Here is a 22549-nt window from a genome sequence, read left to right on the forward strand (position 1 = left end):
GTGATTAGCTTTTATATGCCAATAGATAAAATGCCTGCTGAATCGATGCCGAGAGAAAAGTTATTGAGTCGAGGGCCTGATTCTTTGAGTGATGCGGAACTGCTCGCGATATTTCTGCGAACAGGGACACAAGGAATGAACGTGTTGGAACTCGCTGACAAGTTGATCAAAGACTTTGGCTCGCTCCGTCACCTTTTTTCAGCAACTCAGGAAGAGTTTTGTGCCCATAAAGGGATGGGGCAGGCCAAGTATGTCCAATTACAGGCTGTGTTAGAGATGACACAGCGCTATCTAGCAGAGACGTTATCTCGTGGAGATGCACTCACTAGCCCAAGTCATACCAAGCTTTATCTTTCGAGCATGTTGCGTGATCGCCAGCGAGAAGCCTTCTATATATTGTTCCTCGATAACCAAAATAGGGTAATAAAGGACGAGGTGATGTTTGAAGGAACCATCGATGCCGCCTCGGTTTACCCGCGGGAAGTGGTTAAACGGGCACTTCATCACAATGCAGCGGCATTAATCTTGGCTCATAACCATCCTTCGGGTGTCGCGGAGCCCAGCCAAGCGGATAGGCGGATTACACGCCGATTAACCGATGCATTAGCGCTGGTGGACATCCGAGTTCTCGACCATTTTGTCGTTGGAGATGGCGAAGTTGTCTCTTTTGCAGAGCGTGGATGGATTTGAATCACATTTTAGGTTGTTAGTTGCGTTAAATCTGCTATTATTCCGCCCACATTTTTAGACCTAAAATCAGCTCTGATTACTCAAGCAAGCTGCGCTGCACAAAAAAAGATCACGAAATCCGTAAAAAGGATCTGTTCGGGTCTTGAGCAATGCGTGTCAAGTTAGTATAATGCGCGACCTTTGATAGCCTTGTATGGATTTTCCATAACGGTTTTTACCTTCTATTTTAATTGATAGAGAGGTTCGGCCACCAAGGTTGATATCGAGCTGAAACGATTGGAGAAGACATTCATGTCCCGAGTATGCCAAGTAACTGGTAAGCGTCCAGTAACGGGTAACAACCGTTCACACGCACGCAATGCTACTAAGCGCCGTTTTCTGCCGAACCTACAAACTCATCGTTTCTGGGTAGAGAGCGAAAAACGTTTTGTTAAACTACGTCTAACTGCTAAAGGCATGCGTATCATTGATAAGAAAGGCATCGATGCTGTTCTTGTTGATATCCGTGCACGTGGCGAAAACGTTTAAGAGGAATTAAGCAATGGCTAAAGGCATTCGTGAGAAAATTCGTCTAGTATCTTCTGCAGGTACTGGTCACTTCTACACAACTGATAAGAACAAGCGTAACATGCCAGGCAAATTTGAGATCAAAAAGTTTGATCCAGTAGTTCGCCAACACGTTATGTACAAAGAAGCTAAAATCAAGTAATTGATGCTTTTTTTGCTCTTCTTCAGTAGAAGAAAGAATTGAAAAACCCAGTTTAATCGCTGGGTTTTTTTATATCTAAAATTTGAGCAACTCAATTGCTCTTGCTTAATATAGCACCTGATAGACAGAAAACTGCGCAACATAGAAAGTATTGCCATTTTCACGATATACTGAATGTTCAATAGGTTAGATGAGCAGAATCAGATGAGATATCGTGGACGCCGGTGGAACAACATACTCATGTTCAGTGTGATCGCTTTTATTGGCGTGTTAAACCTTCCAACATTGATCAAAGCGTACCTTATCGAGCCTGAACCACAGGTTGATAGCCCTTATCCTTATCTCCTGAACCCAACAGCAGAGCTTCAAGCGCTGCACTTTGCTAAGTGGTCTGTCATTCAACAAGATAATCAATGGGTTTACCAGTTCAAAGGTACGGACTTCCCTCAAGCTACCAATGCACAAGAGTTGTCACAACGTTGGAAAGAGCTAGTGGGCACGGAAGTCGACTCACAGACCTACACAGACCTTACGCCTCGGTTAAATACACCACACACCATCGAAGTATGGTATCAAGACCAAGAAGAGCCCCAGCGTATTACCTATTATCAATTGCCTGAGTTCTGGTTGTTAAAAAACTGGAATGATCAGTGGTTGGCGGTGTCTATTGAAGAGAGCTACCTGTTTCCAAGCTTTAACGCTAACCACTCCTCTAAATCGGACGACTAGATTATGCCTGAATTACCCGAAGTCGAAGTAAGCCGTATGGGGATCTCACCTCATTTAGTCGGCGAGACCATTAAAACTCTTAGTTTTCGCACGCCTAAGCTGCGTTGGGATATCCCACAAGAGCTAAAAGCATTAGAAGGGCAGGTGATTCGCTCTATCTCGCGTCGCGCAAAGTACTTATTGATTGAGACGGATACTGGCACTGCCATTGTTCACCTTGGTATGTCTGGCTCACTGCGCGTATTAGATGCCGATTTCCCGGCAGCCAAACACGATCATGTGGATCTTAAGCTCACCAACGGCAAAGTGCTGCGTTATAACGACCCTCGCCGCTTTGGTGCGTGGTTATGGTCTGCTCCTGACGAAACGCATCCTGTGCTACTGGGATCTGGCCCTGAGCCGCTCACTGACGACTTCAATGCCGACTACATAACTGAGAAGGCAGAAAAACGCAAAGTTGCCGTAAAGCAATTCATCATGGACAACAAAGTGGTGGTGGGGGTCGGAAATATCTACGCCAACGAAGCGCTATTTGCTTCACGTATTAGCCCTTTGCGCCCTGCAAGCAAAGTGACAAAACAAGAGTGGGTCTTGTTGACTCAAGAGATCAAACAAGTGCTCGCCACCGCCATTAAACAAGGCGGTACTACCCTAAAAGATTTCGCACAAGCAGATGGCAAGCCGGGGTATTTTGCTCAAGAACTGCAAGTTTATGGCAAAGCAGGCGAAAAATGCCCTCACTGTGAAGCTCTGATTCAAGAGCTGAAAATAGGGCAGAGGAACACGTTTTTTTGTGAAGAGTGCCAAGTATAAAAAAACTGAACTTATGTTCACTTTTTTACGCTAGTAGATAGGCAGGCTAGTAGCTACAATTACACTAATGATATGAATTGAGAATAGTAGAATGAAATATTTAGTAACTGGCGTTGCCGGGTTTATTGGCTCTGCAGTTTCAGAGCGACTATGTGCAGCCGGACATGAGGTTGTCGGTATTGATAACTTGAATGACTACTACGAAGTCTCTTTGAAACATGATCGCCTAAAGCGCATTGCGCATGAAAACCTGACCTTCATCGAGCTGGATCTTGCTGATAGGGAAGGCATGGCAACGCTGTTTGCTGAGCAAAAGTTTGACCGTGTCATTCATTTAGCGGCGCAAGCTGGCGTTCGTTACTCAATTGATAACCCGATGGCGTATGCCGATAGCAACCTTGTCGGTCACCTGGCTATTCTTGAAGGCTGTCGCCATAACAAGGTTGAACACCTCGTTTATGCTTCATCAAGCTCTGTTTATGGCTTGAACCAGAAAATGCCATTTCACACGGCAGACAGTGTTGATCACCCAATCTCATTGTACGCAGCGACCAAGAAGTCTAATGAGCTAATGGCACACACTTATTCTCATTTATACGATGTACCGACGACAGGCCTTCGTTTCTTTACCGTCTACGGCCCTTGGAGCCGCCCTGATATGGCGATGTTCAAGTTTGCGAACTTAATCGTGGCGGGTAAAGAGATCGATATTTACAACAATGGCGACATGATGCGCGACTTCACTTATATCGATGATATTGTTGAAGGTATTATTCGTGTCCAAGATCGAATTCCAGCTAAACAGCCAGATTGGACAGTAGAGCAAGGCTCACCCGCGACCAGTTCAGCACCATATCGCGTATTTAATATCGGCCATGGTAGCCCAGTGAAATTAATGGACTACATCGAAGCCTTAGAAGGTGCTCTAGGTGTTGAAGCGAAAAAGAACTTCATGCCAATGCAACCAGGTGATGTGTACGCGACTTACGCTGATACGGAAGATTTGTTTGAAGCGGTTGGCTACAAGCCTCAAGTTAAGATCCAAGAAGGAGCAAAAGCTTTCGCAGATTGGTATAAAGCCTATTATTCGCTGTAGTAATTGATGGTTTTGAATTAAAAATAGCGCTCACTGAGCGCTATTTTTGTTTTTCGGAGTAGATAAAGATAATTACTTGGTAGTTTTCAGCTTTATCTCGGCTGCAACTTTTTGTGGTACAAACTGACTAATATCCCCGCCGTGTATAGCGACTTCACGAACAATGGTTGAAGAGAGGAACGCGTACTCTTCTGAAGGGGTTAGAAAAACGCTTTCAAGGCCGGGGAGGAGCCTTCGATACATATTAGTTAAGCCGAACTCATATTCAAAATCTACCGTAGTACGTAAGCCCCGGATAAGTATGTTAGCTTGCTCTTGCTTAGCAAAGTCAACCATTAAACCAGAGAAACCTTTGACTGTAACATTAGGCATACCTGCGGTGACATCTGTCACTAGATTCACACGTTCTTTCAAGGTAAACAAAGTGTTCTTACTTGGACTTGCAGCTATCGCAATAATGATCTCATCAAACATCTTCGTTGCACGCTCAATGAGATCAAGGTGCCCGTTAGTTATAGGATCAAAAGTACCTGGGTAAATAACTTTCTTTTTCATTGAGTTACTCTTTTTTAAGGTTTGCGTATAGTTGTTCATAACGTTGGGCTGTGTACTCAATACGGAAAGTATTGAGTTTTAGCTTTGCGCCATGGAGGATTGAATTGCGAAGTCGCTCGTTATTTTTTGTATCGAGAATAGCTTGAGCTAATTGTTCTGCATTGCCGGGTTCAATCAATAAACCTGACTTACCATGGTCAATAATATCTGGAATACCACCGGCATTACTGGCTGCTACTGGCAACCCTGCGTCAAGAGCTTCGAGAATCACTGAGCCAAGTCCTTCTGAGTATGACGGGTGAACAAGCATATCCGCAGCTGCGAACCAGTCACCCATTTGCTCTTGTTTTCCGACGAAACTAATATTGTCTAATCCGTGAGCCTTTTTCTCTAACTCAGATCGGATTTTCCCATCACCAAGCAAAGCAAAATGGATACTTGGGTCCTGTTTAGAGAGAGTTTTGGCTGCCTCTACTGTTACATCGAAGCCCTTGTGGTCAAGCATATTTGCGGCATGGATGACTAAATAGTCACCTGTAAACTGCTGTCGGATTATAGATATATTCTGTTCATTGCTGGGGTAACGTACAGGAGAGCTAGGGATACATTCCACCGGTTTATTCGGAAATACGGATTTGATTCGCGATACTATCTCCCGACTCAGTCCAACAAGAGCATCTGCTTTTTCGTAAGCTAAGTTAGAAAGCCATCTCTTCTTGAGCGGGTTGTCGATTCGGCGTGTGATTATATAAGGGATGTTGAAGAGTAAATGTTGAATCAGAGCCCAATAAATAGCACGACCTTCATGAACATGGATAACCTGAGAGTCTTGAGTAATAGAGCGCTGATGTTTGAATAAATAATGCTTGGTTAAAATACAGTTGCACCCCAGTTCTTGCACTGCTTTAGCGAAAGGGCTTTTAGGGTTAGCGACAACCGTTAGCTCATATCCCAGTTTAAGTTGCTGCTTTATGAGTTGAAGTGTTTGATTTTCACCGCCATGGTACCCTGAAGCTAGATTAACGTGACATATTTTCATAGTGGTTGTTACTCAACTCTCTTCTTCTTTTTCATGTAATCTCGTAACCATAGGTCAGCATAGCGTGTAAATGTTGTATTTGCGCTAAGTAGGGCTAGTAATAACCCATGTCTGCCGTCAAGAAATCCGCGTTTGATAATATACATTTTGAAAAATCGGAAAAAGCCATGACTGATTGCATTAGTCAGTGATACCGATTTTTTCCCTTCTCGTTGATCTGCCCAAGCTTCCATATAGTGTTGAGTTTTTCGGACGTAATTCGGCATAGAGTCAATTGTATAGTGAAATAGGTCACCATCTAATTGTTTGACTTTAAAACCCTCTGGCACAATGACTGATTCATGCACTAGGACGTCATTATATTGTGTGGCGAGCCTTGGGTAGAGGCGAGTTACTCGGTCAGGGTACCACCCTGAGTGACGAATAAATTTGCCAAAAGCTTCAGTTAAGCGGTTAATTTTATATACTGATTTACCATCATCTGTCTTTACTGCATGAAGAATAGATGCTTTAAGTTCAGGAGAAACCTCTTCATCAGAATCTAGTGGGAGGACCCAATCACTGTTCATCAAACTTTGCGCTTTTTGTCGCTGGGGACCAAAACCAAGCCAATCTTGGTGATAGACAGAATCGGTATATTTTCTTGCGATATCCAAGGTACCGTCAGTACTGCCTGAGTCCAAAATTACGATTTCATCCACCCAGCGTGAAACGGAAGACAAGGTCTTTTCTAGGTGTTGTTCTGCATTTTTGACGATCATAAGAACGCCGATACTCACATGAGTTGTCATATCAGTTTTCGCTCAACTTACGTTTTTGTTTAAGGTGCTATCTAGCTTTTCCTTTACTGATTCAAAAGCAATAGCTTCCATAAGTGTATCACCTTTGGCTCGAGTTCCCCATGAAGCTGATTTAGATTGATTTTTAATATGGCTATCATAGGACGTTACAACGAGGTCGAGGCTATTATATGGCCCTGTTCGTTCAGGGTTACTATGTGCGTAAAGTCCAATTACGGGTGTACCTTGTGTTGTAGCTATATGAGCGGGGCCGGAGTCAGGGGCTACTACTATACGAGCTTTAGCTAGCACTGCGATAAGTTGCTTGAGATTTGTTTGGCCTATTAAATTGTTAACCGGTGAAGTACATAAAGCTTCAATCCTTTGTCCCAATAACACCTCTCTCTCTGAAGGAGAACCGCATAGAGTAATATTTAAACCTTTTCTATGAGCGTAGTCGATTAGCTGAACATACCTATCTGTCAACCAGTTACGCTCATCCTTACTCGCAGAAGGACATATCACCAATGTATTGTTGGGTATATTCTCTTTTGCAAAATCTAATTCTTGCTGCTTCAAGGGAATATTCCATTGTGGTTTATCAAACGGGACACCGATATAGCGTGCGAATTCTGCAAAGTTGTCTAGAACGTGGAAAGCACTGGTTTTTGGTAAATGTTTGTTAGTGAAAAAATATTGCCCTTCTCTAGTTCGGTTAAGACTAAATCCTACCTTATACTTAGCTTTTATACCGAGAGAAAGTACGCTTGCTCTAAGAGCTGCTTGCATATGTAAAAGGCAATCAAAGCGGGTATTTGATAACTCTTTCCAAACATTTCGCATTCCAGCAAAGCCCTGCTTTTTATCGAAGACGACTACTTTAAGATTTGGTAGATCTTGAATGAGTTGAGCTTCCACTTTACCTGTAACCCATGTAATTTCAGTGGTAGGCCAATACTGTTGAATAGCTTGTATTACCGAGATAGCATGACAGACATCTCCAATTGCAGAGAGACGGAGCACACATAAGTTTTTTGGGGCAGAGGAAAATAGAGCCATAAGGGACTTCAATCAGAAACGACTAATACGAATTATGCAGATACGGGGAATAAATGTAAAATATTCAGGTTATTTAGTCAGTATCTTTAATTGGTAGTTTATAAAATGATCAAGCAATCTCTTCTAGAGAATCGGGTTATATGGTACGAGAGTCAATTCATTGATGAAGCATCGCCGCAGTTGTTTGAGCCTGACTTTTGGAAGGGTCAAGATAAAGTGATCGGCAGTGCTCAAGGTAGGGGGACTACTTGGTTTGTTGATTTAGGTAATATTCATGCTGCTCTGCGCCATTATCGCCGAGGTGGCCTGTTTGGAAGACTGGTAGAAGATCGTTATCGCTTTTCTAATTGGAAAAAAACACGTTGTTATGAAGAAATGATGATCTTGGATAGGCTTCATAGAGCTAAAGTTAATGTGCCTAGACCGTTAGCCTCCAGTGCTGTTAAAACTAGTTGGACTTATCAAGCCGATATCTTAGTTGAAAAAATCCCAGGAGCTAAAGATTTAGTTGCCATCCTAAAAAGCAAGGCGCTGACTAAGGAGCTTTATCAAGATATTGGAAAGATGATTGCTAAAATGCATCAAGAACAAGTCAATCATACCGATCTCAATATCCACAATATTTTGTTGGATCAATCGAAGACTGTATGGATCATTGATTTTGATAAATGTCGTGTGGACCCTGGCGATAAGTGGAAAAATGATAACTTGAAGCGATTATTAAGGTCATTTAAGAAAGAGCAGGACAAGGCAAGAATAAACTGGGAAGAAAAAGAGTGGCAATATCTGATAAACGGATACAATGGTTATTCTAATCAAATCTAAACTTCAATAAACAACTACTAGCTAGAAATTAATAATGCTTAAAAATATATTAGAAATCATCAATCTATCATGGTCCATGCTGTTGACCGGAACTCCAAGCCAGTTATTGGAAAAAAGAATTTCTCTCATGCGATTGTACCGTTCCATTCATTTAGATTGGATTGCACGTAAAATTCAAAGAAAAGTGTATAAAAAACATCATTGTGATATCTCTAGAAAAGCAGTAATTGGAGACGGATTTATTATTGGTCACGCTGTTGGTATTGTTATTGGTGGTGGGTCAGTAATTGGAAATAATGTGAGAGTCTTTCAGAATGTGACTTTAGGTGGGGCCCATAGAGATAGGCTTGGCATGCCTACTGTCGGTAATGATGTGATCATATACTCTGGTGTGGTAGCTGTTGGCGACATAAAAATCGGCAACAATGTTATTATTGGAGCAAACGCAGTTGTAACCAAAGATGTGCCGGATAATATGACCGTGGTGGGTCACAACAAATTCAAAAAAATGGTGTGAGTTTTAGCGAACTAGTTATGTAGTCATTCTAGTTGTAGGTTCACGTTTAGCGATTGTGCGCCTCGTTAATCAACGTTGTTTTAAAGTCATCGTGGAATCCTAAACCGGAAGAACGGTAGAGCCTTGCATCATGATTTCCGTTCTTCCGATTGTTCTAGTGGTTTATTAAATGTTTATCAATCGCAGCTAAAGAGCGTGTCGCGTAGTCTATATCATCATAGGTTACCGATTTGCATGCAGCTTCAACTAGGCTCTGATAAATATCATTGTTTCCTGCTAATCGAAGTATGCGTTCTGAAAACCAATCTATATCTACAGAAGGGTTTATCCAGTCTTCAAATTCTTCACTTAATATCTCGTGAGCCCCTACGTTTTGAGTCGTAATGACAGGAGTGCCCATAGCGAGCGCTTCTGCTACTACCATACCAAACTCCTCTAACTTAGCCGGATAGACAAAGATATCTAATGAGCTTAGCCAGAACTCTGGTTTAGAGTTACTCGGTTTGTAGCGAAATTGCTTCAGGGTTAGCGTCGGATGCTGACTTAATTCTTTGGGGATTCTTTTAGCACCAAGGACAAAGAATGCAATGTCGTCTCTTTCTTCGGCGACCTTTTGGCAAATGTCTAAAAATTCCTTTAATCCACGTTTTTCAAAGTTCCCAGAAGTAATAAAGCCAATGACTTTTTTATAATCTTCTAGTTTTAGAGCTTTTATTGCATGGTTTCTATATTGCGTTTTGGTTTCTAGGTTAAATTTTTGATGATTGTAGCCAGGGTGAATAACAGATATCCTGTCATCTGGGACTCCGAGGTGGACCATCAAATTTTTTGCGCATTGTGAGGGAGTGAATATATGATTTTCACTCTGCCTAAGCCATCCTGTGTAACTATTTTCATCGTGTTCAATATTCGTTAATGGAACGTTGTGGATGAAGGTGAGGTCGGCGTTTCGAAGACTGCCTTCATGATCAATGATAGCTGTGTTTTTGGGGGCTTTAACTACCAATCTATCGTTGACGACTTTCGCCTTTTTGGCTATTTGTAAGTGTTTAAACCAAAGAGTCCCCCAGCCTTTTTGGCAAGTTAACTCAAAAGTTTTACCTAACTTTTTCAATCTCTTTGCTTGCATGACAATGAGCTGGCCTGCACCGCTAGAGGTAAATATTTTTCTTCTGTAAATTACTAGTTTCATCAATCAAACCTCTATCATGCCAATTGTTTTTTTGAGAGCCCCTTGATTCTGCTTTACTACACTTAGTGCGTTGGTTCCCATCTGAACACTCTTAGCTGGAGAATCAATTAAACCGAGTATATGGATACTAAGCTCATCGTGTGATTTTATAACTTGGAGCGCTTCAACTTGTATAAGTTGCTGTGCAATATCTGAAAAATTAAAATAACTTGGACCTGTTAGACAAGGCTTTTTTAGTGCAGCAGGTTCAATGAAGTTATGACCTCCGACTTTACCACCCAGTAAACTTCCTCCCATAAAACAAATATCACTTGCGGAAATCAGAGTCATCATCTCTCCCATAGTGTCTGCTAAGTAGACGTTTGTATGGTTACTATAGAGTTTATCGTTTGTTCTTCTTGTTACATTCATTCCTGAATTTTTGCAAAGCGACTCTACGTCATTGAACCTTTCTGGGTGACGAGGAACTAGAACTAAAAGGGCATTCGGTCTTTTTCGTAAAATCAATTGATGCGCAGCAAGGATAATTTCATCTTCACCCTTGTGAGTGCTAGCTGCAATCCATACTGGACGATCTTTCCCTAGTTGCTTACGCAAAGAGTTACCTTCATCAACCGTTTTCTGTGATACATCGATATCAAATTTAATCGAGCCAGTTACATTAATTCGCTCTTTTTGAATACCGAGCCTTATAAATCGGTCCGCATCACCTTGGTATTGGCAAAGTAACGCTGTGATATTTTTTGATAGCAAATTAAAAACATATTGGAATCTTCGATACCTTAGGCAGGAGCGCTCGGAAAGGCGAGCATTGATTACAATAATTGGAATACCAAGCTTCGCCACTTGATGTAGCGTGTTTGGCCACAGCTCAGTTTCAATGATTATCATTTTCGAGGGCTGCACGGATTTTAGAAAGCCGCTTATGCACCAGGGGAAATCTATGGGCATGTAGCGGTGTGTGACTAAATCGCCGAGTTTATCTATTTGTGCAGCGCCAGTACTCGTTGTTGTGGTAACTACAATCTCACGTTGTGGGTTAAGAGCTTTTAGCTCTCGGATGATCGGAGTTGCTGCGATAGATTCGCCTACTGATACGGCGTGGATCCAAATAGAATCGACTCCATCGGTTTTTGGGGTCTGCCCCCAATGCTCTTTCCAGCGAGACCCAAATTTGGGCTTTCCAGGCTTGTTTTTGTACAGGGAAAGCAATAGGAAAGGTGCAACTAACACTAGTAGGAGTGTATAGATAAAGCGAATTGCCATAATTACGAGTTTACTTTGGAAGTTGTGATAATCGTTTCTAGCCTTTGTTTACTCAGTTCTTGAATTGCATGAATAACTTTTTCTGGCTTTAGCTCAGTCAAGCATTTTAAATGCTCATAGGGGCATTCACGCTTGAAACAAGGACGGCATTCTATTTCAGTATGTACAACGGTGCTGCGTTTCGCTAATGGTGGAGTATAACTGGGTGAAGTAGAGCCGTAGACACCTACAACATCACAGCCGGCAGCACAAGCGACATGCATTAACCCCGAGTCATTACTGACTACGGTTTGACAGCATGCTAATAGATCAACGGCCTCGATTAAGCTTGTTTTTCCCGCTAGGTCGAAGGCATGCTCTCTTAATGGCTCGGGGATGTGTGAAATGATTTCCTGAGTCGTAGCACTGTCTTTTGCTGAACCAAATAACCAAACTTGTGCCCCTTTCTTGATTTGAGCGGATGCAACTTCTGCATAATGCGCTGTTGGCCATTGTTTTGCTGGACCAAACTCAGCTCCAGGGCATAGACCTACAGTTGTGCGTTTAGTTTTTAAGTTAAACTTTTCGACAGCCAGCTTCTGTGATTTTTTGTCTATATAGAGATTAGGTTTGGGTAGCTTTTCTAATCCGCCAAGTGCTTCCGAGCCCGTCATTTCTTCTTTTGGGTAGGCTAGTGCAGCATAGCGTTCAGTCATGAATTGGAAGGACTTTTTATTTGGTCTAATATCATTCAAAAGACCGAAGCGCATCTCTCCTTTCCACCCTGTTCTGACAGGAATTTTGGCAAACCATGGAATTAAGGCCGATTTTGCTGAGTTGGGTAGTACGTAGGCCTCGTCGTATTTCCCTTGCAAAGATTTCCCTAGGGAACGGCGCTCTTTGAATTTGAAATCGCCATGACCAAAAGGTAAAGCGAGAGCTTTGTTTATTTCGGGCATACGCTCAAGTATCGGCCGACACCATGCTGGAGCCATTACATCTATGATAGCATCAGTTTTTTGTTTTTTGAGAGTGCTATAAAGGCATTGAGACATGACCATGTCTCCAACCCAAGATGGGCCAATGACTAAAATTCGTTTCATCGATGTGCTACTTCTATTCTTTGATTGATACTATTTTTGTTCTAAAAACTTGTAGTATTCATCGGGAACACCACAAAAGATAACCTCGTTTCGGTCAATTAAGTGGTAATGGATATTCTTGTTTCTCTGAATCAAATAATTATAAAGAGGGGCTACATAGAGCTCTCCCTTATCCCATTCCTCTGAAGGTAAAGATAGATAGTGAAGGTAACTATCTCGATAGTTTTTTAGAGAAGAAAATTGGTATAACCCTGTGCAGCACAAGTCAGAAATACGTCTTTTTTCTGCAGTTTCGATGACCTTGGTAGTTTTACTGGAAACTGGACGAGCATAAGACCAATTATCCCCTTCACCTGAAAAAACCTCTAGATAGCCATCCCATTGATCCATCGAAGCCGGATAGTTAAAGCCGGGTCTAAAAGTATCAATATTAAAAATTGTGATAGGTTCACGATCATCACAGTGCTGACTACCTAAATATACTGTCTCTGCTTGACCTCTCGTTTCCTCGTTCAAAATTTTAATTTCATAAGACACTATACCCAGAGAGGTTGCCTGCTGAGCGACAAACTGAGGAGTGCCCTGAACGTCACGAACAATAAATAGGAAATTCTCGGAAGAGAAGTAGTCCTTAAAACTGTTGATTGCATGAGCGAATAATGTACAACCATGTGCTTCAAGCATGTATTTAGGCTGCTTAAAACCAGCTTTAAAGAAACGAGAACTCAGCCCCGCCATTGGAATTATGATCATTTCTTGTTCTCTAGCATTAGGTAATAGAGTCTGTAGGCGTTAGCCATCAGAGCATCTTGTCGTTCTGGATCATCACTATGTAATGGAAGCATAGATAAAAACAGTTGAATTTGCATTGCATACAATGCTGATTCTGACAAAGCGTAGTGTTTAGTTAATGCATCAATAAACATCTGTTGGATACTGGTTAAATGTTCGGTATCAGCAAGAGAAAAGTTTATTCGATAATCATGAGTATCAACTTGATAATAGCCAGCGATGATCCAATCGTATAATCCGATAACAGAATGACATATTTTTGCTATGTCATATTGGATGTGTCCGTAGATGCTTTGGATATTACTCGAGGTAATTCCTCTCGGGTCGATTACTTTGATTCGATCTTTTCGGAAGTCGTAAAGTATATTGCTAAAACAAAAATCGCCATGCATTAAGCTTGGTTGTTGGCCTTTGGGTATATCATCCAGAGTGGCTTCATAAAGTGCTTTTAAACTCAAAGAGGCTTTGCCGTTAAAACGCCACGGAAGTTCCCAATCGTAGCTTCTATTTTGACAAAACTCTTGCAGTCGTTGTTCTGTTTTACCAGAAAATAGACTGTCTAATGAGTCCGTTGCCGCGTCAAGGGGAGCTTTTTCCTTTTGACATGCTGATAGAAAAGAAAGCATCTGATCTAAGATCTGCTTCCAAGTCATCTCCGGGAGGTGAGCGAATACAAATAGTTCATTAAGAGCGATGTTGTATAAATATTCAAGACGATAAGCCGTTCGTTTATCGACTTTTTTTTCTCCCAGGTACTGTGGTGCAAAATGTTTTAGCGAGCCCGGAAGTGTCTTGAACCAGTTAGACTCAGCTGCAATCTTTTTATCTTTTGCGCTACTTTTTTCAATCCAATCAGCAGTAATCGTGAGTTCGTTAAACGCTCGCTGTGTTGTGTAGAGGGCTTTAGAACGGTAATAGGTATTGATATGACCGAAATCTAACCAATCATCACACTGGCAGGTTTGGATACCATTGATATCATGATAAAGGCTTAGTGCTTGTAAAAAGTTCCAATGTGTTTGGCTCAGGCAGCGAATCAAGGTCCTTGGTGAGGCAAAGTTGAAGTAACCACTAACGACTTGGCTATGTACACCAATGTTAACGCCTTCAGTATCAAGCCATTCAGGTTTTCCTTCATCAACGGTTGCCCAATTGTATGTGCTGTCCGTTTTTGATATTGACACAACATCTTGTGTACTCGGTGGAGTTATTAGAGTATCACCATATAGAATGCTTAGATCAGTATCAAAAGAATGCTCAATGAGAGCTAAAGCTGCCATCAAAGACTCACCCAATGATAGGTTGTCAGGAAGTGGCAATAGGGTGACGTTGTGTTCTTCTAACCACAAACGGTCAAATTCCTGTACCGGGTAAGATTTAGGTACAGATAAATAGATACTCTTTCCTTGCGGAACCTTTGCAACTTGATGTTGAAATAATCGTCGATTACCCAGAGGTAGAAAAGCGGGTGGAATCGAACCAAACTCGGCTCTTAGATCTTGACCAACATAGGCTGCAGACATAATTAAGAACAAGATTAGCGCTCCTCATCAAGCAGATTATAGATCTCATCTAATGACATTTTTCGAAACTCAGATGGACGAATTGCCTTGTCATCGATGTAGAACCCCTCGTGACCACACCATGGCTTCCCAACCAAGATTTCATCATAAGGTACATCATGTTTATCTAGCCATTCGGTAATTATAGGTAAAGTATGAATATTTATCTTACCTACATTACCCTCGTAAGTGCGCATATTTCTTGCTGTTGAAATCGTAATACTAAAGCCTTTAGCTCTATATTCCCGTAGGCGTGAGATAACCTCTAAATCTGGAGATACATTTCTATAATCAGAGGTGTCGGCAGTTGTTATGGTGCCGTCTAGGTCAACAATTAGTCTTTTCATCATAGGCAAAGTACATGTTAGAGGAGAAGATATGTTAGCATTTAGACGTATGTATTTATAGTAAATGAGACCTATAAATGAACACGAAGAAGATAGCGTTTGTGTTAAGTGGTAATTACCACACAAGTTTATACCTTGTAACCCGTGATGTAGTTAAGGAACTACGTCAAGATGGTTGGCAAGTTGATTATGTTTTTATTGAACGTCCTGAGGAAGACTTAAAGGACAACGATCAGTACGTTGACATCCATGGTCTTAGTAACCAAAGTCAACGCAGTTTGTCTGGTTTTAAGTTTAGGCTCCTAAAATACATTTTTGGGAGACATATCTATCAATTCTTGTGCAGCGGATACTTTAGTCGACAGCTGGATTCACATTTGCAAGATTATGATGCTGCAATAGTTCATGGCTCAATATTTATTAGCTTTAGCTCTATGTCTTTACCACATTATGGTGTTTTACATAGCTGTAAGTACGATAACTTCTTAGGAAGAAGGAAAGGACTATCGAAAGTTTTTCATCAGCTAGTTTACAGGTCTGTGTACAGTGACAAACGATTGTTAGCTGTATCTAACTCTGTAAAATCCGATATGTTAGACAAGATGAGAGCGACACCAATTAGCCTTGAAACTATTTATAATGGATTTGATTTTTCTGATTTAGCGAGGCGTGCTGAAATAGGTGTTACAGAGCGAGTACCTGATAAGTTTATCATGGCTGCGGGGCGTCCAGATCGAACAAAGCGTTTTGATGTATTAATTCGAGCTTATGCAAAAACGAAGAGAACTCATAAATTGGTGATCTTTGGTGAAGGGCGCAAACTTAAGGAGCTTAAGCAACTAGCGGAGCAGTTAGGTGTCGTTGACGATATCGTTTTTTGGGGGTTCTGTAAAAACTTGTTGCCTTATTATAAAAAGGCCAGTGCCTATATTTTAAGCTCTGATATTGAAGGTCTACCGACTGTCGTCATTGAAAGTTTGGCGTTAAACACCCCTGTAGTGGCAACGGATGTTGGTGGTGTTGGTGAGTTACTTTCTGGTCGATTATCTGAATGGATCGTTCCTAAAGGAGATGCTGACAGTCTTGCTAAAAAAATCGATTTAGTGCTGGAGCATCCTCCGAAAGTAGGGCCAGACGACATTCCATTTTTATCAAATCAAGTGGTTAGCAGACGCTACTCTAAACTGATCGAGAAACTTTGTGATTGACTTTAAAGATATAACTGTTGTGGTTCAGGGGCCCGTACAAAATTTTAATGATCGTCCGCAAGAACCTAATATTACGATTAAATGCTTAAATTCGGTCCGGGAGCACCTGCCTGGCGCGCAAATTATTCTGTCTACTTGGCCTGAACAAGACCTCACGGGGTTAGACTTTGATGAGCTTGTCATCTCCCCAGACCCAGGTAGTAACAGTCGTAACTATACATTAAAAGGTGAGCCTCAGAAGTATAACAATAACCGTCAAATTGTATCTTCTGTTGAAGGATTGAAAAGAGTCAAGACTAAGTATGCTCTAAAACTTCGTAGTGATAACTATCTAACCTCTAATCACTTTGTAGAGTTGCAGCAAAAGTACTTAAAGCGTTCTGATGTCGACGCATTTCTTGAAGAACGTGTTGTGGTTTGTGACGTTTTTTCTAGGAAGTATGCCAAAGGTTATCCAGTTGCTTACCACATAAGTGATTTCTTTTACTTTGGGTTAACCAAAGATGTTCTTTCTTTGTGGAACTTTCCGTTATTCAAAGACTTTGAACCTTCAAGAAGCCAGTCGATCAGTCCCGGTTATCCCAATTTTATCATAGATTGTACGCAGGCACTGTTTCTTGCTGCTCTCAAACAATTTGATTCATCCATTCGACTTGAGCATTTATTGGATCGTAGTCATAGAGCAATTGAGCGTTCCAATCAAATTATTGCAAATAACCTGGTTGTTGCGCCCGCTAGTGAATTGGGGCTCGGATTGTGTTTGAAGTTTTTAGGCACAGCAAGAGTGTCGAGAACCTCTGGAAAGGTTGCACACATTCAGTTCTTTGAGTGGGAATTGTTGTATAAGCGTTATTGCGATCGCGACTATAAAATTACTAAGTGCTATAGGAAAAAATTTAGGGTCTTCTTACTACGCTGCATACATGTATTCCCAACTAGGTTTGAAACAGCTAGCAAGTTAAAAAAGAGAAAGAAAAAATATAGTAAGGCTTCCCAATGAAAAAAATACTAGATGATGTAGTTGTCGCGCTGTTTACTTATAACCAAGATAAATATACAAAAGAGTCTATCCTGTCGATATTTAACCAAACAGTATGGCCTAAAAAGTTAATGATCTTTGATGATGGTTCAAGTGATTGCACCGAGGAAGTTATTAAGGAAGCTTTAAAAGGCAAGCCAATTGGGTTGGATGTAGAGGTAGAAATAAGCCTTAATAACTCTGGACTGGCAACTCAAATAAATAAACTTCGAGGGAAATTTAGTCAAACACTTATCATCACTCAGCATTGCGACGATATATCAGTTTCTACACGCATCGAAGAGCAATACAGGCTATGGAAGTCTGAACAAAAACCAACGCTGATTTTAAGTCAATTTGACTGTATTGATGAAGATTCCAATGTTGTATCGGGAAGAGATACTTCAGAAAAGTTTAACTTTGATGTGGACACACTGATTAAGCGAAAAATCATGCCATCAGGATGCTCAATGGCTATAGATAGCTCTTTATTCAATGATTTCCCTCCGATTGATGCAAGGGTCATTAATGAAGATAGGATTTTTTTGTTTAGAAGCCTTCTGAAAGGAAAGGCTATAAAGATAATGAGTTCTCTAATTTTATATCGCCATGAAGTGGGCAATAGCACACTTAAAATGGAGACAAAGAGCACTTTTATATCATCTTGGCGAACTATATTACTTAGGGAGTCTTATGACTTGCCTATGATTATAAAAGATTGTGGACATGCTGGCGCCCATGAATATATCCCTAAGCTTATCACTCGACAGAAGTATATTGGTTTACTACTCAATTTATTCAATGCTAAGTACGATACTAAAATGGAAGCTTGGCTTGCGTTCTTTTCTGCTAAGCTTCCGTATCGACTAGTCTCTGGCTATAGACATAAGGTTAGGGGGTATTTTAAGAGCATTAAGTGAGGTTAGAGGCCTAAAATAGTGATTTGAAAAAACTAATGTGTTGCTCTGCTGTTGCTTGAGTGGAGAATTCGTCACGAATTCTTCCCTTAGCTTTTTCCCCCATCTCAATTCGTTTGGTTTTGTCTTGACTTAGAAAACGAATTTTTTCGGCGATCGCAGTGCTGTCTTTAACTGGTACAACAAATCCTGATTCGCCATCTAAAAGGAGTTCTTTACCACCCCCAGTCGTTGTAACTATTGATGGGACGCCCATTGCCATTGCTTCAATGATAGTTTTCGGTAACCCCTCTCCACTGATCGATGGTTGGATTTGGATGTCGCTTGCTGCTAGCAGCTCTGGAACATCCTTTCGGTAACCTAAAAAGTGAATACGCTCTGCTATACCGCTTTTTTCTGACAGTAATAGATTTTCGGGTGTATCCATATCTCTCCCAACGAGAGCAAGATGCAGATTAGGGATATCAACGAGTTGGCGCATACTGTCTAGAAGTATGTGTACACCTTTACTTGGTCGTGCGTTAGCGATACAAATTACAATAATTGAATCTTTGGGAACACCTAATTGTGTAAGGTCTGCAGGCTTAGCTTGGTACCAACTCATGTCATGACCTTTATAAATGGTTTTGATATTGTCTTTAATTTTCCAAACTTGTTTCTTTACGTCATCAGCTACAGCTTGGGCTACACAACTAATACCATTAACTCGTGGGTGTAGGTGAGTTAGGTAAGCTGATGGATCATGACGGTAGAGACCACCAACTGTCCCTCGGTATGTCACTAATCGAGTCTTTTTGAACCCAATACAAGCGAATGCCGCATTTGGTATTGTTTTAGAATTCATCGCATAGACAATGTCATATGTTTTATTTTTTAGCTCTGTACGAAGCACTTGTATTGCCGATAAACAAATTTTTTTCTTTGGATAGCAGTCTATGATTTTGATACCACAATCTATGAATCGGCTAACATAGTCAGCATCACCTTGAGTTACAATCGTAATATTATGTCCAAGACGAGACATTTCTATGAACATTTCTGCTTCGGGTCTAACGCTATTCCATGCATCTTTGTAGGAGCTAAAAATTAAAATATTCATATTAGTTCGTCTTTATTTCTGGTTTGAAAGAGAGTTGATCATTGCATAGCGGAATTATCAGCATCATATACATTAAAGTAGTCTCTGCATACCAAAGTGGTGAATCAGTTAAGCAAGCTATAAAATAGAAAGCGACTAAAGAAAAGATTAGACTGCTTTTTTCATTTCTTTTGGTTACAGCATAATATAGCGGTACTAAAAACAACATCAATGTAAAAATTAATCCAATAATTCCCATTTTCGCAAAGTTTTCAAAAAATTGGTTATGATACTGATCTGGGTGGAATTTAGCTAAACTTGGTTCGACTAACCCTTCATCAACTAAATTTAAAAATACTTTTTTGTGTTCAGAGCCGACACCAACCCAGAGGTTGCGTTTACCAATTTCTGTTGCTGCTTCCCACATTTGAAACCTAAGACCGATCGATGTTCCGTAATCACCTCTTTGAATCGCAGCGTATTCTCTCTCCGTTCTCTCATACCTTTCGGTCACTTGGTCTTGAAATATAAAAGATATCGAAAAGAAGACAATGAGCATTGCCCCTAAAATCCGCCAACGTTTTTTTTGTGTTCTGAGGTAAAAAAAGAGCAAAATCGAGAGTGCACATAATAGAGCTAACCAAATTCCCCTTGTCTCTGAAATTAGTATACTGCTAATTGATAGTAGTGTAGTCGCGATAGGTAGTAATTTCTTTGTCTCTATAAATTGATAAAGAGCAAGGACAGCTATAGTGCCACAGAGAGTCGAGTATGGTATTGCATTGAGAAGAAGGTCCCCTCGATGTGTACCTAAGTACAGCAAGTGATAGCTTATAAAAGCTGTAAGGACAATCGAGCCTATAAATGACATCCACATTAAGGAGCGCTGATTGAGCAACTTTAGAGGAAAAATAATCATAAGCAGTGATACGGATAATGCAGCTCGAAGCATGCTTGGGCTTGCGCTCTGCAATAAGTATTTTAGAGATATGAAAGCAGTGAATAGTAGAAAGATCCAAAATGTATAATTAGATAAGTTCTGTTTTATGCTGTGCTTTGATACAACAGCTAGACTTGCAAAGATAGAGATAAGGGCCACAACGACCATATTCTTTTCACCGCCAGGTAAGATTGCGATGAAGATGAATAAATAAAAATAAGGGAGTAGTATTAAACTATTAATAATATTGTTTTTCATTAATAAAGCTCGTTCGAATCTATACTGCATAGGGATTTTTATCTGTGTCTGGGCGAGTTTTTAATAAACGTAATATCCACATATATTGCTCTGGCTTTTTGCTCACGTAATCTTCAATGCATTGATTCATCATGCGTGCGTCCTGTTCTTCGCTGCCTGTGGGGAATGGTAGAGCAGGGTAGAAGTCCAGGGTGTATTGGCCAGTGTTACTGTCGTATTGAGCAAACAAAGGAACTATTTTAGCCTTGCTCAATTTTGATAGACGCCCAAGACCCGAAATTGTTGCTTTTTGAGTTGCGAAGAAGTCTACAAAGACACTGTGTTCACGGCCAAGATCTTCATCAGGGAGGTAGTAACCAAGGTACCCATCACGTACTGACTTGATGAAAGGTTTGATACCACCACTGCGATCATAAACACGACCGCCGTATTGCACGCGCTGTCGGTGCATTAGCCAGTCACTGAGTTTGTTTTTTTGTGCTTTCGCCATCGCAGACACAGGTAAATTGCGTGAAGCTAATAATACCGCTGGGATATCGATGGCCCATGTGTGTGGTACCAGCAAGATCACATTCTCGCCACTGTCTGTAATATCGGTTAGATTGCTCAGGCCGTTTATCGAGGTGTTATTTTCTAACCAATCTTTGCTTTTTAGTGTTAGAGATGCAAACCCCATCAAAAACGAGATAGATGTAACGTATGACTGATAGAGAGTTTCTTCGCGCTGTTCTACAGATTGCTCCGGGAAACACATCTCAAGGTTTACGCGAGCTCGGCGGTTAGCCTTATTCTTGATTTTTACAGCTTGCTTAGCCATAAACTTAGCGAGTGCTAAACGAATGCTATTAGGTAAGAAGCAGACTAAAGACGATAACAGAACAGCAATCCAAGTGCCCCAGTATTTAGGTGCTAGAAATCCCCATTCAAACTCAGGATTGTAAGCTTTTGGATCAAAATCATTACGTTGTGTGGTCATTCGTTCACTACATTATTTAAATCAGAGAGTTAACTTTATATCGGTCACTCAGGGAATGATTATGTTTATTAGATTATCTATTAATGCACCGCAAAAAGAGGATGCACTAATAGTCTTAATCTGAAATATAAAGCTTACAGCTATGCGTTTACGAGCTTCATGTACTCAGCGACGCCATCTGCTACTGTTTTAAACTCGATATCGCAACCAGTATTGCGAAGCTTGGTTAAGTCAGCTTGAGTAAACTCTTGATAAGCACCTTTTAAATGCTCAGGGAAAGGAATCGTTTCGATTTCGCCTTTACCATGGTGCTTGATTACTGCCTGAGCAACCTCTTCAAAAGATTCTGCATTACCAGTGCCTAAGTTAAAGATGCCAGAAACACCGTTTTCTAAGAACCAGAGGTTTACCGCTGCCACATCGCCAACATAAACAAAATCGCGCTTAAAGGTCTCGCTGCCTTCAAACAGTTTTGGATTTTCACCAGCGTTCATTTGGTTGTTTAGGTGGAAGGCAACAGAGGCCATGCTACCTTTGTGTTGTTCACGAGGGCCATAAACGTTGAAGTATCGGAAACCAACGATTTGTGGAAGCGTTTCGTTGTGCGCTGCTGCATCCGCGGTTAGGCGACGAACGTAGTTATCAAATTGTTGTTTTGAATAGCCGTAGACATTCAAGGCACCTTCGTATTCTCGTTCCTCAATGAAAGTATCAGTTTCACCGTACGTTGCAGCGGAAGAGGCGTATAGGAAGGGAATTTCACGCTCAACACAGTAATGAAGTAGCTCTTTTGAGTACTCATAGTTGTTAAGCATCATGTACTTGCCATCCCACTCAGTGGTAGCAGAGCATGCCCCTTCATGGAACATAGCTTCAATATGACCGAAATCATCACCAGCCATAACCTGAGTTAGAAAGTCATCACGATCCATGTAATCAGTGATGTCTAGGTCTACAAGGTTCTTAAATTTCTTACCATCTTTTAAGTTGTCGACGACTAGAATATCGTTGTGGCCCGCTTCATTAAGCGCCTTAACAATATTGCTGCCGATCATGCCAGCACCACCAGTTACGATAATCATAATTTTCTAACTCTTTTGAA

General features: G+C 41.0%; 25 protein-coding genes. 11 read left to right on the top strand and 14 right to left on the bottom strand.

Features of this window, described 5'->3' with window-relative positions; all coding sequences use genetic code 11:
* The first annotated feature begins 15 nt into the window (after positions 1–15).
* The 6 genes from radC to MSG34_RS21050 all read left to right on the top strand — a co-directional run bounded on the left by radC (position 16) and on the right by MSG34_RS21050 (position 4037).
* Entirely contained in the window at positions 16–690 is a 675-nt protein-coding gene (gene radC / locus MSG34_RS21025) for a DNA repair protein RadC (RefSeq protein ID WP_048607667.1), read from the top strand.
* Between the two features lie 291 nt (positions 691–981).
* Positions 982–1218, top strand: coding sequence for a 50S ribosomal protein L28 (rpmB, locus tag MSG34_RS21030; RefSeq protein WP_004728407.1), 237 nt, complete (start codon positions 982–984; stop codon positions 1216–1218).
* A gap of 13 nt (positions 1219–1231) precedes the next feature.
* Entirely contained in the window at positions 1232–1399 is a 168-nt protein-coding gene (rpmG, locus tag MSG34_RS21035) for a 50S ribosomal protein L33 (RefSeq protein ID WP_002535344.1), read from the top strand.
* 204 nt (positions 1400–1603) lie between these two features.
* Complete coding sequence (locus MSG34_RS21040) at positions 1604–2128, top strand: hypothetical protein (RefSeq protein WP_248339256.1); 525 nt, start codon at positions 1604–1606, stop codon at positions 2126–2128.
* Between the two features lie 3 nt (positions 2129–2131).
* Complete coding sequence (gene mutM / locus MSG34_RS21045; RefSeq protein WP_248339257.1) at positions 2132–2941, top strand: bifunctional DNA-formamidopyrimidine glycosylase/DNA-(apurinic or apyrimidinic site) lyase; 810 nt, start codon at positions 2132–2134, stop codon at positions 2939–2941.
* A gap of 91 nt (positions 2942–3032) precedes the next feature.
* Positions 3033–4037: an NAD-dependent epimerase gene (locus MSG34_RS21050; RefSeq protein WP_248339258.1), complete on the top strand. Its 1005-nt coding sequence runs from the start codon at positions 3033–3035 to the stop codon at positions 4035–4037.
* 72 nt (positions 4038–4109) lie between these two features.
* Here MSG34_RS21050 and coaD read toward each other — a convergent pair whose 3' ends face one another.
* The 4 genes from coaD to MSG34_RS21070 are packed head-to-tail and all read right to left on the bottom strand — an operon-like array spanning position 4110 to position 7469.
* On the bottom strand, positions 4110–4592 hold the full coding sequence (gene coaD / locus MSG34_RS21055) for a pantetheine-phosphate adenylyltransferase (protein WP_248339260.1): 483 nt from the start codon (positions 4590–4592) through the stop codon (positions 4110–4112).
* Between the two features lie 4 nt (positions 4593–4596).
* The gene (locus MSG34_RS21060) at positions 4597–5631 is read right to left on the bottom strand and encodes a glycosyltransferase family 4 protein (protein ID WP_248339261.1); all 1035 of its coding nucleotides are present in this window, start codon (positions 5629–5631) and stop codon (positions 4597–4599) included.
* An 8-nt stretch (positions 5632–5639) separates the two neighbouring features.
* On the bottom strand, positions 5640–6422 hold the full coding sequence (locus tag MSG34_RS21065; RefSeq protein WP_248339263.1) for a glycosyltransferase family 2 protein: 783 nt from the start codon (positions 6420–6422) through the stop codon (positions 5640–5642).
* 12 nt (positions 6423–6434) lie between these two features.
* The gene (locus tag MSG34_RS21070) at positions 6435–7469 is read right to left on the bottom strand and encodes a glycosyltransferase family 9 protein (RefSeq protein WP_248339265.1); all 1035 of its coding nucleotides are present in this window, start codon (positions 7467–7469) and stop codon (positions 6435–6437) included.
* 105 nt (positions 7470–7574) lie between these two features.
* On the opposite strand from MSG34_RS21070, the gene MSG34_RS21075 reads away from it, so the two are divergent.
* Together MSG34_RS21075 and MSG34_RS21080 are read left to right on the top strand one after the other, a co-directional pair.
* A complete protein-coding gene (locus MSG34_RS21075; protein ID WP_248339266.1) occupies positions 7575–8294 on the top strand; it encodes a 3-deoxy-D-manno-octulosonic acid kinase in 720 nt (239 codons plus the stop codon).
* Positions 8295–8328: 34 nt separating this feature from the next.
* The gene (locus MSG34_RS21080; RefSeq protein ID WP_248339267.1) at positions 8329–8811 is read left to right on the top strand and encodes a serine acetyltransferase; all 483 of its coding nucleotides are present in this window, start codon (positions 8329–8331) and stop codon (positions 8809–8811) included.
* 154 nt (positions 8812–8965) lie between these two features.
* On the opposite strand, the gene MSG34_RS21085 is transcribed toward MSG34_RS21080, so the two are convergent.
* The 6 genes from MSG34_RS21085 to MSG34_RS21110 are packed head-to-tail and all read right to left on the bottom strand — an operon-like array spanning position 8966 to position 15052.
* Entirely contained in the window at positions 8966–10003 is a 1038-nt protein-coding gene (locus tag MSG34_RS21085; protein ID WP_248339268.1) for a glycosyltransferase family 4 protein, read from the bottom strand.
* 3 nt (positions 10004–10006) lie between these two features.
* Complete coding sequence (gene waaA / locus MSG34_RS21090; RefSeq protein ID WP_248339269.1) at positions 10007–11269, bottom strand: lipid IV(A) 3-deoxy-D-manno-octulosonic acid transferase; 1263 nt, start codon at positions 11267–11269, stop codon at positions 10007–10009.
* A gap of 2 nt (positions 11270–11271) precedes the next feature.
* Positions 11272–12351, bottom strand: a complete 1080-nt coding sequence (gene waaF, locus MSG34_RS21095) for a lipopolysaccharide heptosyltransferase II (RefSeq protein WP_248339270.1) — start codon at positions 12349–12351, stop codon at positions 11272–11274.
* Between the two features lie 30 nt (positions 12352–12381).
* The gene (locus MSG34_RS21100) at positions 12382–13104 is read right to left on the bottom strand and encodes a glycosyltransferase family 2 protein (protein ID WP_248339272.1); all 723 of its coding nucleotides are present in this window, start codon (positions 13102–13104) and stop codon (positions 12382–12384) included.
* Positions 13101–14678 (bottom strand): capsular biosynthesis protein, encoded by a 1578-nt coding sequence (locus MSG34_RS21105; RefSeq protein WP_248339273.1) that lies wholly within the window; start codon positions 14676–14678, stop codon positions 13101–13103. The genes MSG34_RS21100 and MSG34_RS21105 overlap by 4 nt, the downstream gene beginning before the upstream one ends.
* Before the next feature lie 2 nt (positions 14679–14680).
* Positions 14681–15052: an HAD hydrolase family protein gene (locus tag MSG34_RS21110; RefSeq protein WP_171367960.1), complete on the bottom strand. Its 372-nt coding sequence runs from the start codon at positions 15050–15052 to the stop codon at positions 14681–14683.
* 77 nt (positions 15053–15129) lie between these two features.
* Here MSG34_RS21110 and MSG34_RS21115 point away from each other — a divergent pair, with 77 nt between their 5' ends.
* Genes MSG34_RS21115 through MSG34_RS21125 form a run of 3 tightly spaced genes read left to right on the top strand, consistent with a single transcriptional unit; the run spans position 15130 to position 18198 of the window.
* Positions 15130–16260 carry a glycosyltransferase gene (locus MSG34_RS21115; protein WP_248339274.1) on the top strand — a complete coding sequence of 377 codons (1131 nt, stop codon included), beginning with the start codon at positions 15130–15132 and terminating at the stop codon, positions 16258–16260.
* Entirely contained in the window at positions 16253–17260 is a 1008-nt protein-coding gene (locus MSG34_RS21120; protein WP_248339276.1) for a WavE lipopolysaccharide synthesis family protein, read from the top strand. Before MSG34_RS21115 ends, MSG34_RS21120 begins: the two co-directional genes overlap by 8 nt.
* On the top strand, positions 17257–18198 hold the full coding sequence (locus MSG34_RS21125) for a glycosyltransferase (protein ID WP_248339277.1): 942 nt from the start codon (positions 17257–17259) through the stop codon (positions 18196–18198). The genes MSG34_RS21120 and MSG34_RS21125 overlap by 4 nt, the downstream gene beginning before the upstream one ends.
* A 10-nt stretch (positions 18199–18208) precedes the next feature.
* On the opposite strand, the gene MSG34_RS21130 is transcribed toward MSG34_RS21125, so the two are convergent.
* From MSG34_RS21130 to rfaD, 4 genes are all read right to left on the bottom strand, one after another.
* The gene (locus MSG34_RS21130) at positions 18209–19294 is read right to left on the bottom strand and encodes a glycosyltransferase family 4 protein (RefSeq protein ID WP_248339278.1); all 1086 of its coding nucleotides are present in this window, start codon (positions 19292–19294) and stop codon (positions 18209–18211) included.
* Position 19295: 1 nt separating this feature from the next.
* The gene (locus tag MSG34_RS21135) at positions 19296–20471 is read right to left on the bottom strand and encodes an O-antigen ligase family protein (protein WP_248339279.1); all 1176 of its coding nucleotides are present in this window, start codon (positions 20469–20471) and stop codon (positions 19296–19298) included.
* A 19-nt stretch (positions 20472–20490) separates the two neighbouring features.
* A complete protein-coding gene (gene lpxM, locus MSG34_RS21140; RefSeq protein ID WP_248339280.1) occupies positions 20491–21447 on the bottom strand; it encodes a lauroyl-Kdo(2)-lipid IV(A) myristoyltransferase in 957 nt (318 codons plus the stop codon).
* A 140-nt stretch (positions 21448–21587) separates the two neighbouring features.
* The gene (gene rfaD / locus MSG34_RS21145) at positions 21588–22529 is read right to left on the bottom strand and encodes an ADP-glyceromanno-heptose 6-epimerase (RefSeq protein ID WP_248339281.1); all 942 of its coding nucleotides are present in this window, start codon (positions 22527–22529) and stop codon (positions 21588–21590) included.
* Between the last annotated feature and the right edge of the window lie 20 nt (positions 22530–22549).

Source organism: Vibrio sp. 1CM2L (assembly GCF_023161695.1).
GTDB classification, from domain to species: Bacteria; Pseudomonadota; Gammaproteobacteria; order Enterobacterales; family Vibrionaceae; genus Vibrio; species Vibrio coralliirubri.

What these genes read in the sequence shown, in the direction of transcription:
- MSG34_RS21050 (WP_248339258.1), top strand. Translation starts at nt 3,033, where the DNA reads ATGAAATATTTAGTAACTGGCGTTGCCGGGTTTATTGGCTCTGCAGTT.
- coaD (WP_248339260.1), bottom strand. Translation starts at nt 4,592, where the DNA reads ATGAAAAAGAAAGTTATTTACCCAGGTACTTTTGATCCTATAACTAAC.
- waaA (WP_248339269.1), bottom strand. Translation starts at nt 11,269, where the DNA reads ATGGCAATTCGCTTTATCTATACACTCCTACTAGTGTTAGTTGCACCT.
- MSG34_RS21040 (WP_248339256.1), top strand. Translation starts at nt 1,604, where the DNA reads ATGAGATATCGTGGACGCCGGTGGAACAACATACTCATGTTCAGTGTG.
- rpmB (WP_004728407.1), top strand. Translation starts at nt 982, where the DNA reads ATGTCCCGAGTATGCCAAGTAACTGGTAAGCGTCCAGTAACGGGTAAC.
- MSG34_RS21130 (WP_248339278.1), bottom strand. Translation starts at nt 19,294, where the DNA reads ATGAATATTTTAATTTTTAGCTCCTACAAAGATGCATGGAATAGCGTT.
- MSG34_RS21060 (WP_248339261.1), bottom strand. Translation starts at nt 5,631, where the DNA reads ATGAAAATATGTCACGTTAATCTAGCTTCAGGGTACCATGGCGGTGAA.
- MSG34_RS21110 (WP_171367960.1), bottom strand. Translation starts at nt 15,052, where the DNA reads ATGAAAAGACTAATTGTTGACCTAGACGGCACCATAACAACTGCCGAC.
- MSG34_RS21085 (WP_248339268.1), bottom strand. Translation starts at nt 10,003, where the DNA reads ATGAAACTAGTAATTTACAGAAGAAAAATATTTACCTCTAGCGGTGCA.
- MSG34_RS21100 (WP_248339272.1), bottom strand. Translation starts at nt 13,104, where the DNA reads ATGATCATAATTCCAATGGCGGGGCTGAGTTCTCGTTTCTTTAAAGCT.
- rpmG (WP_002535344.1), top strand. Translation starts at nt 1,232, where the DNA reads ATGGCTAAAGGCATTCGTGAGAAAATTCGTCTAGTATCTTCTGCAGGT.
- MSG34_RS21115 (WP_248339274.1), top strand. Translation starts at nt 15,130, where the DNA reads ATGAACACGAAGAAGATAGCGTTTGTGTTAAGTGGTAATTACCACACA.
- MSG34_RS21080 (WP_248339267.1), top strand. Translation starts at nt 8,329, where the DNA reads ATGCTTAAAAATATATTAGAAATCATCAATCTATCATGGTCCATGCTG.
- MSG34_RS21065 (WP_248339263.1), bottom strand. Translation starts at nt 6,422, where the DNA reads ATGACAACTCATGTGAGTATCGGCGTTCTTATGATCGTCAAAAATGCA.
- MSG34_RS21135 (WP_248339279.1), bottom strand. Translation starts at nt 20,471, where the DNA reads ATGAAAAACAATATTATTAATAGTTTAATACTACTCCCTTATTTTTAT.
- rfaD (WP_248339281.1), bottom strand. Translation starts at nt 22,529, where the DNA reads ATGATTATCGTAACTGGTGGTGCTGGCATGATCGGCAGCAATATTGTT.
- MSG34_RS21070 (WP_248339265.1), bottom strand. Translation starts at nt 7,469, where the DNA reads ATGGCTCTATTTTCCTCTGCCCCAAAAAACTTATGTGTGCTCCGTCTC.
- MSG34_RS21075 (WP_248339266.1), top strand. Translation starts at nt 7,575, where the DNA reads ATGATCAAGCAATCTCTTCTAGAGAATCGGGTTATATGGTACGAGAGT.
- radC (WP_048607667.1), top strand. Translation starts at nt 16, where the DNA reads ATGCCAATAGATAAAATGCCTGCTGAATCGATGCCGAGAGAAAAGTTA.
- MSG34_RS21125 (WP_248339277.1), top strand. Translation starts at nt 17,257, where the DNA reads ATGAAAAAAATACTAGATGATGTAGTTGTCGCGCTGTTTACTTATAAC.
- lpxM (WP_248339280.1), bottom strand. Translation starts at nt 21,447, where the DNA reads ATGACCACACAACGTAATGATTTTGATCCAAAAGCTTACAATCCTGAG.
- mutM (WP_248339257.1), top strand. Translation starts at nt 2,132, where the DNA reads ATGCCTGAATTACCCGAAGTCGAAGTAAGCCGTATGGGGATCTCACCT.
- waaF (WP_248339270.1), bottom strand. Translation starts at nt 12,351, where the DNA reads ATGAAACGAATTTTAGTCATTGGCCCATCTTGGGTTGGAGACATGGTC.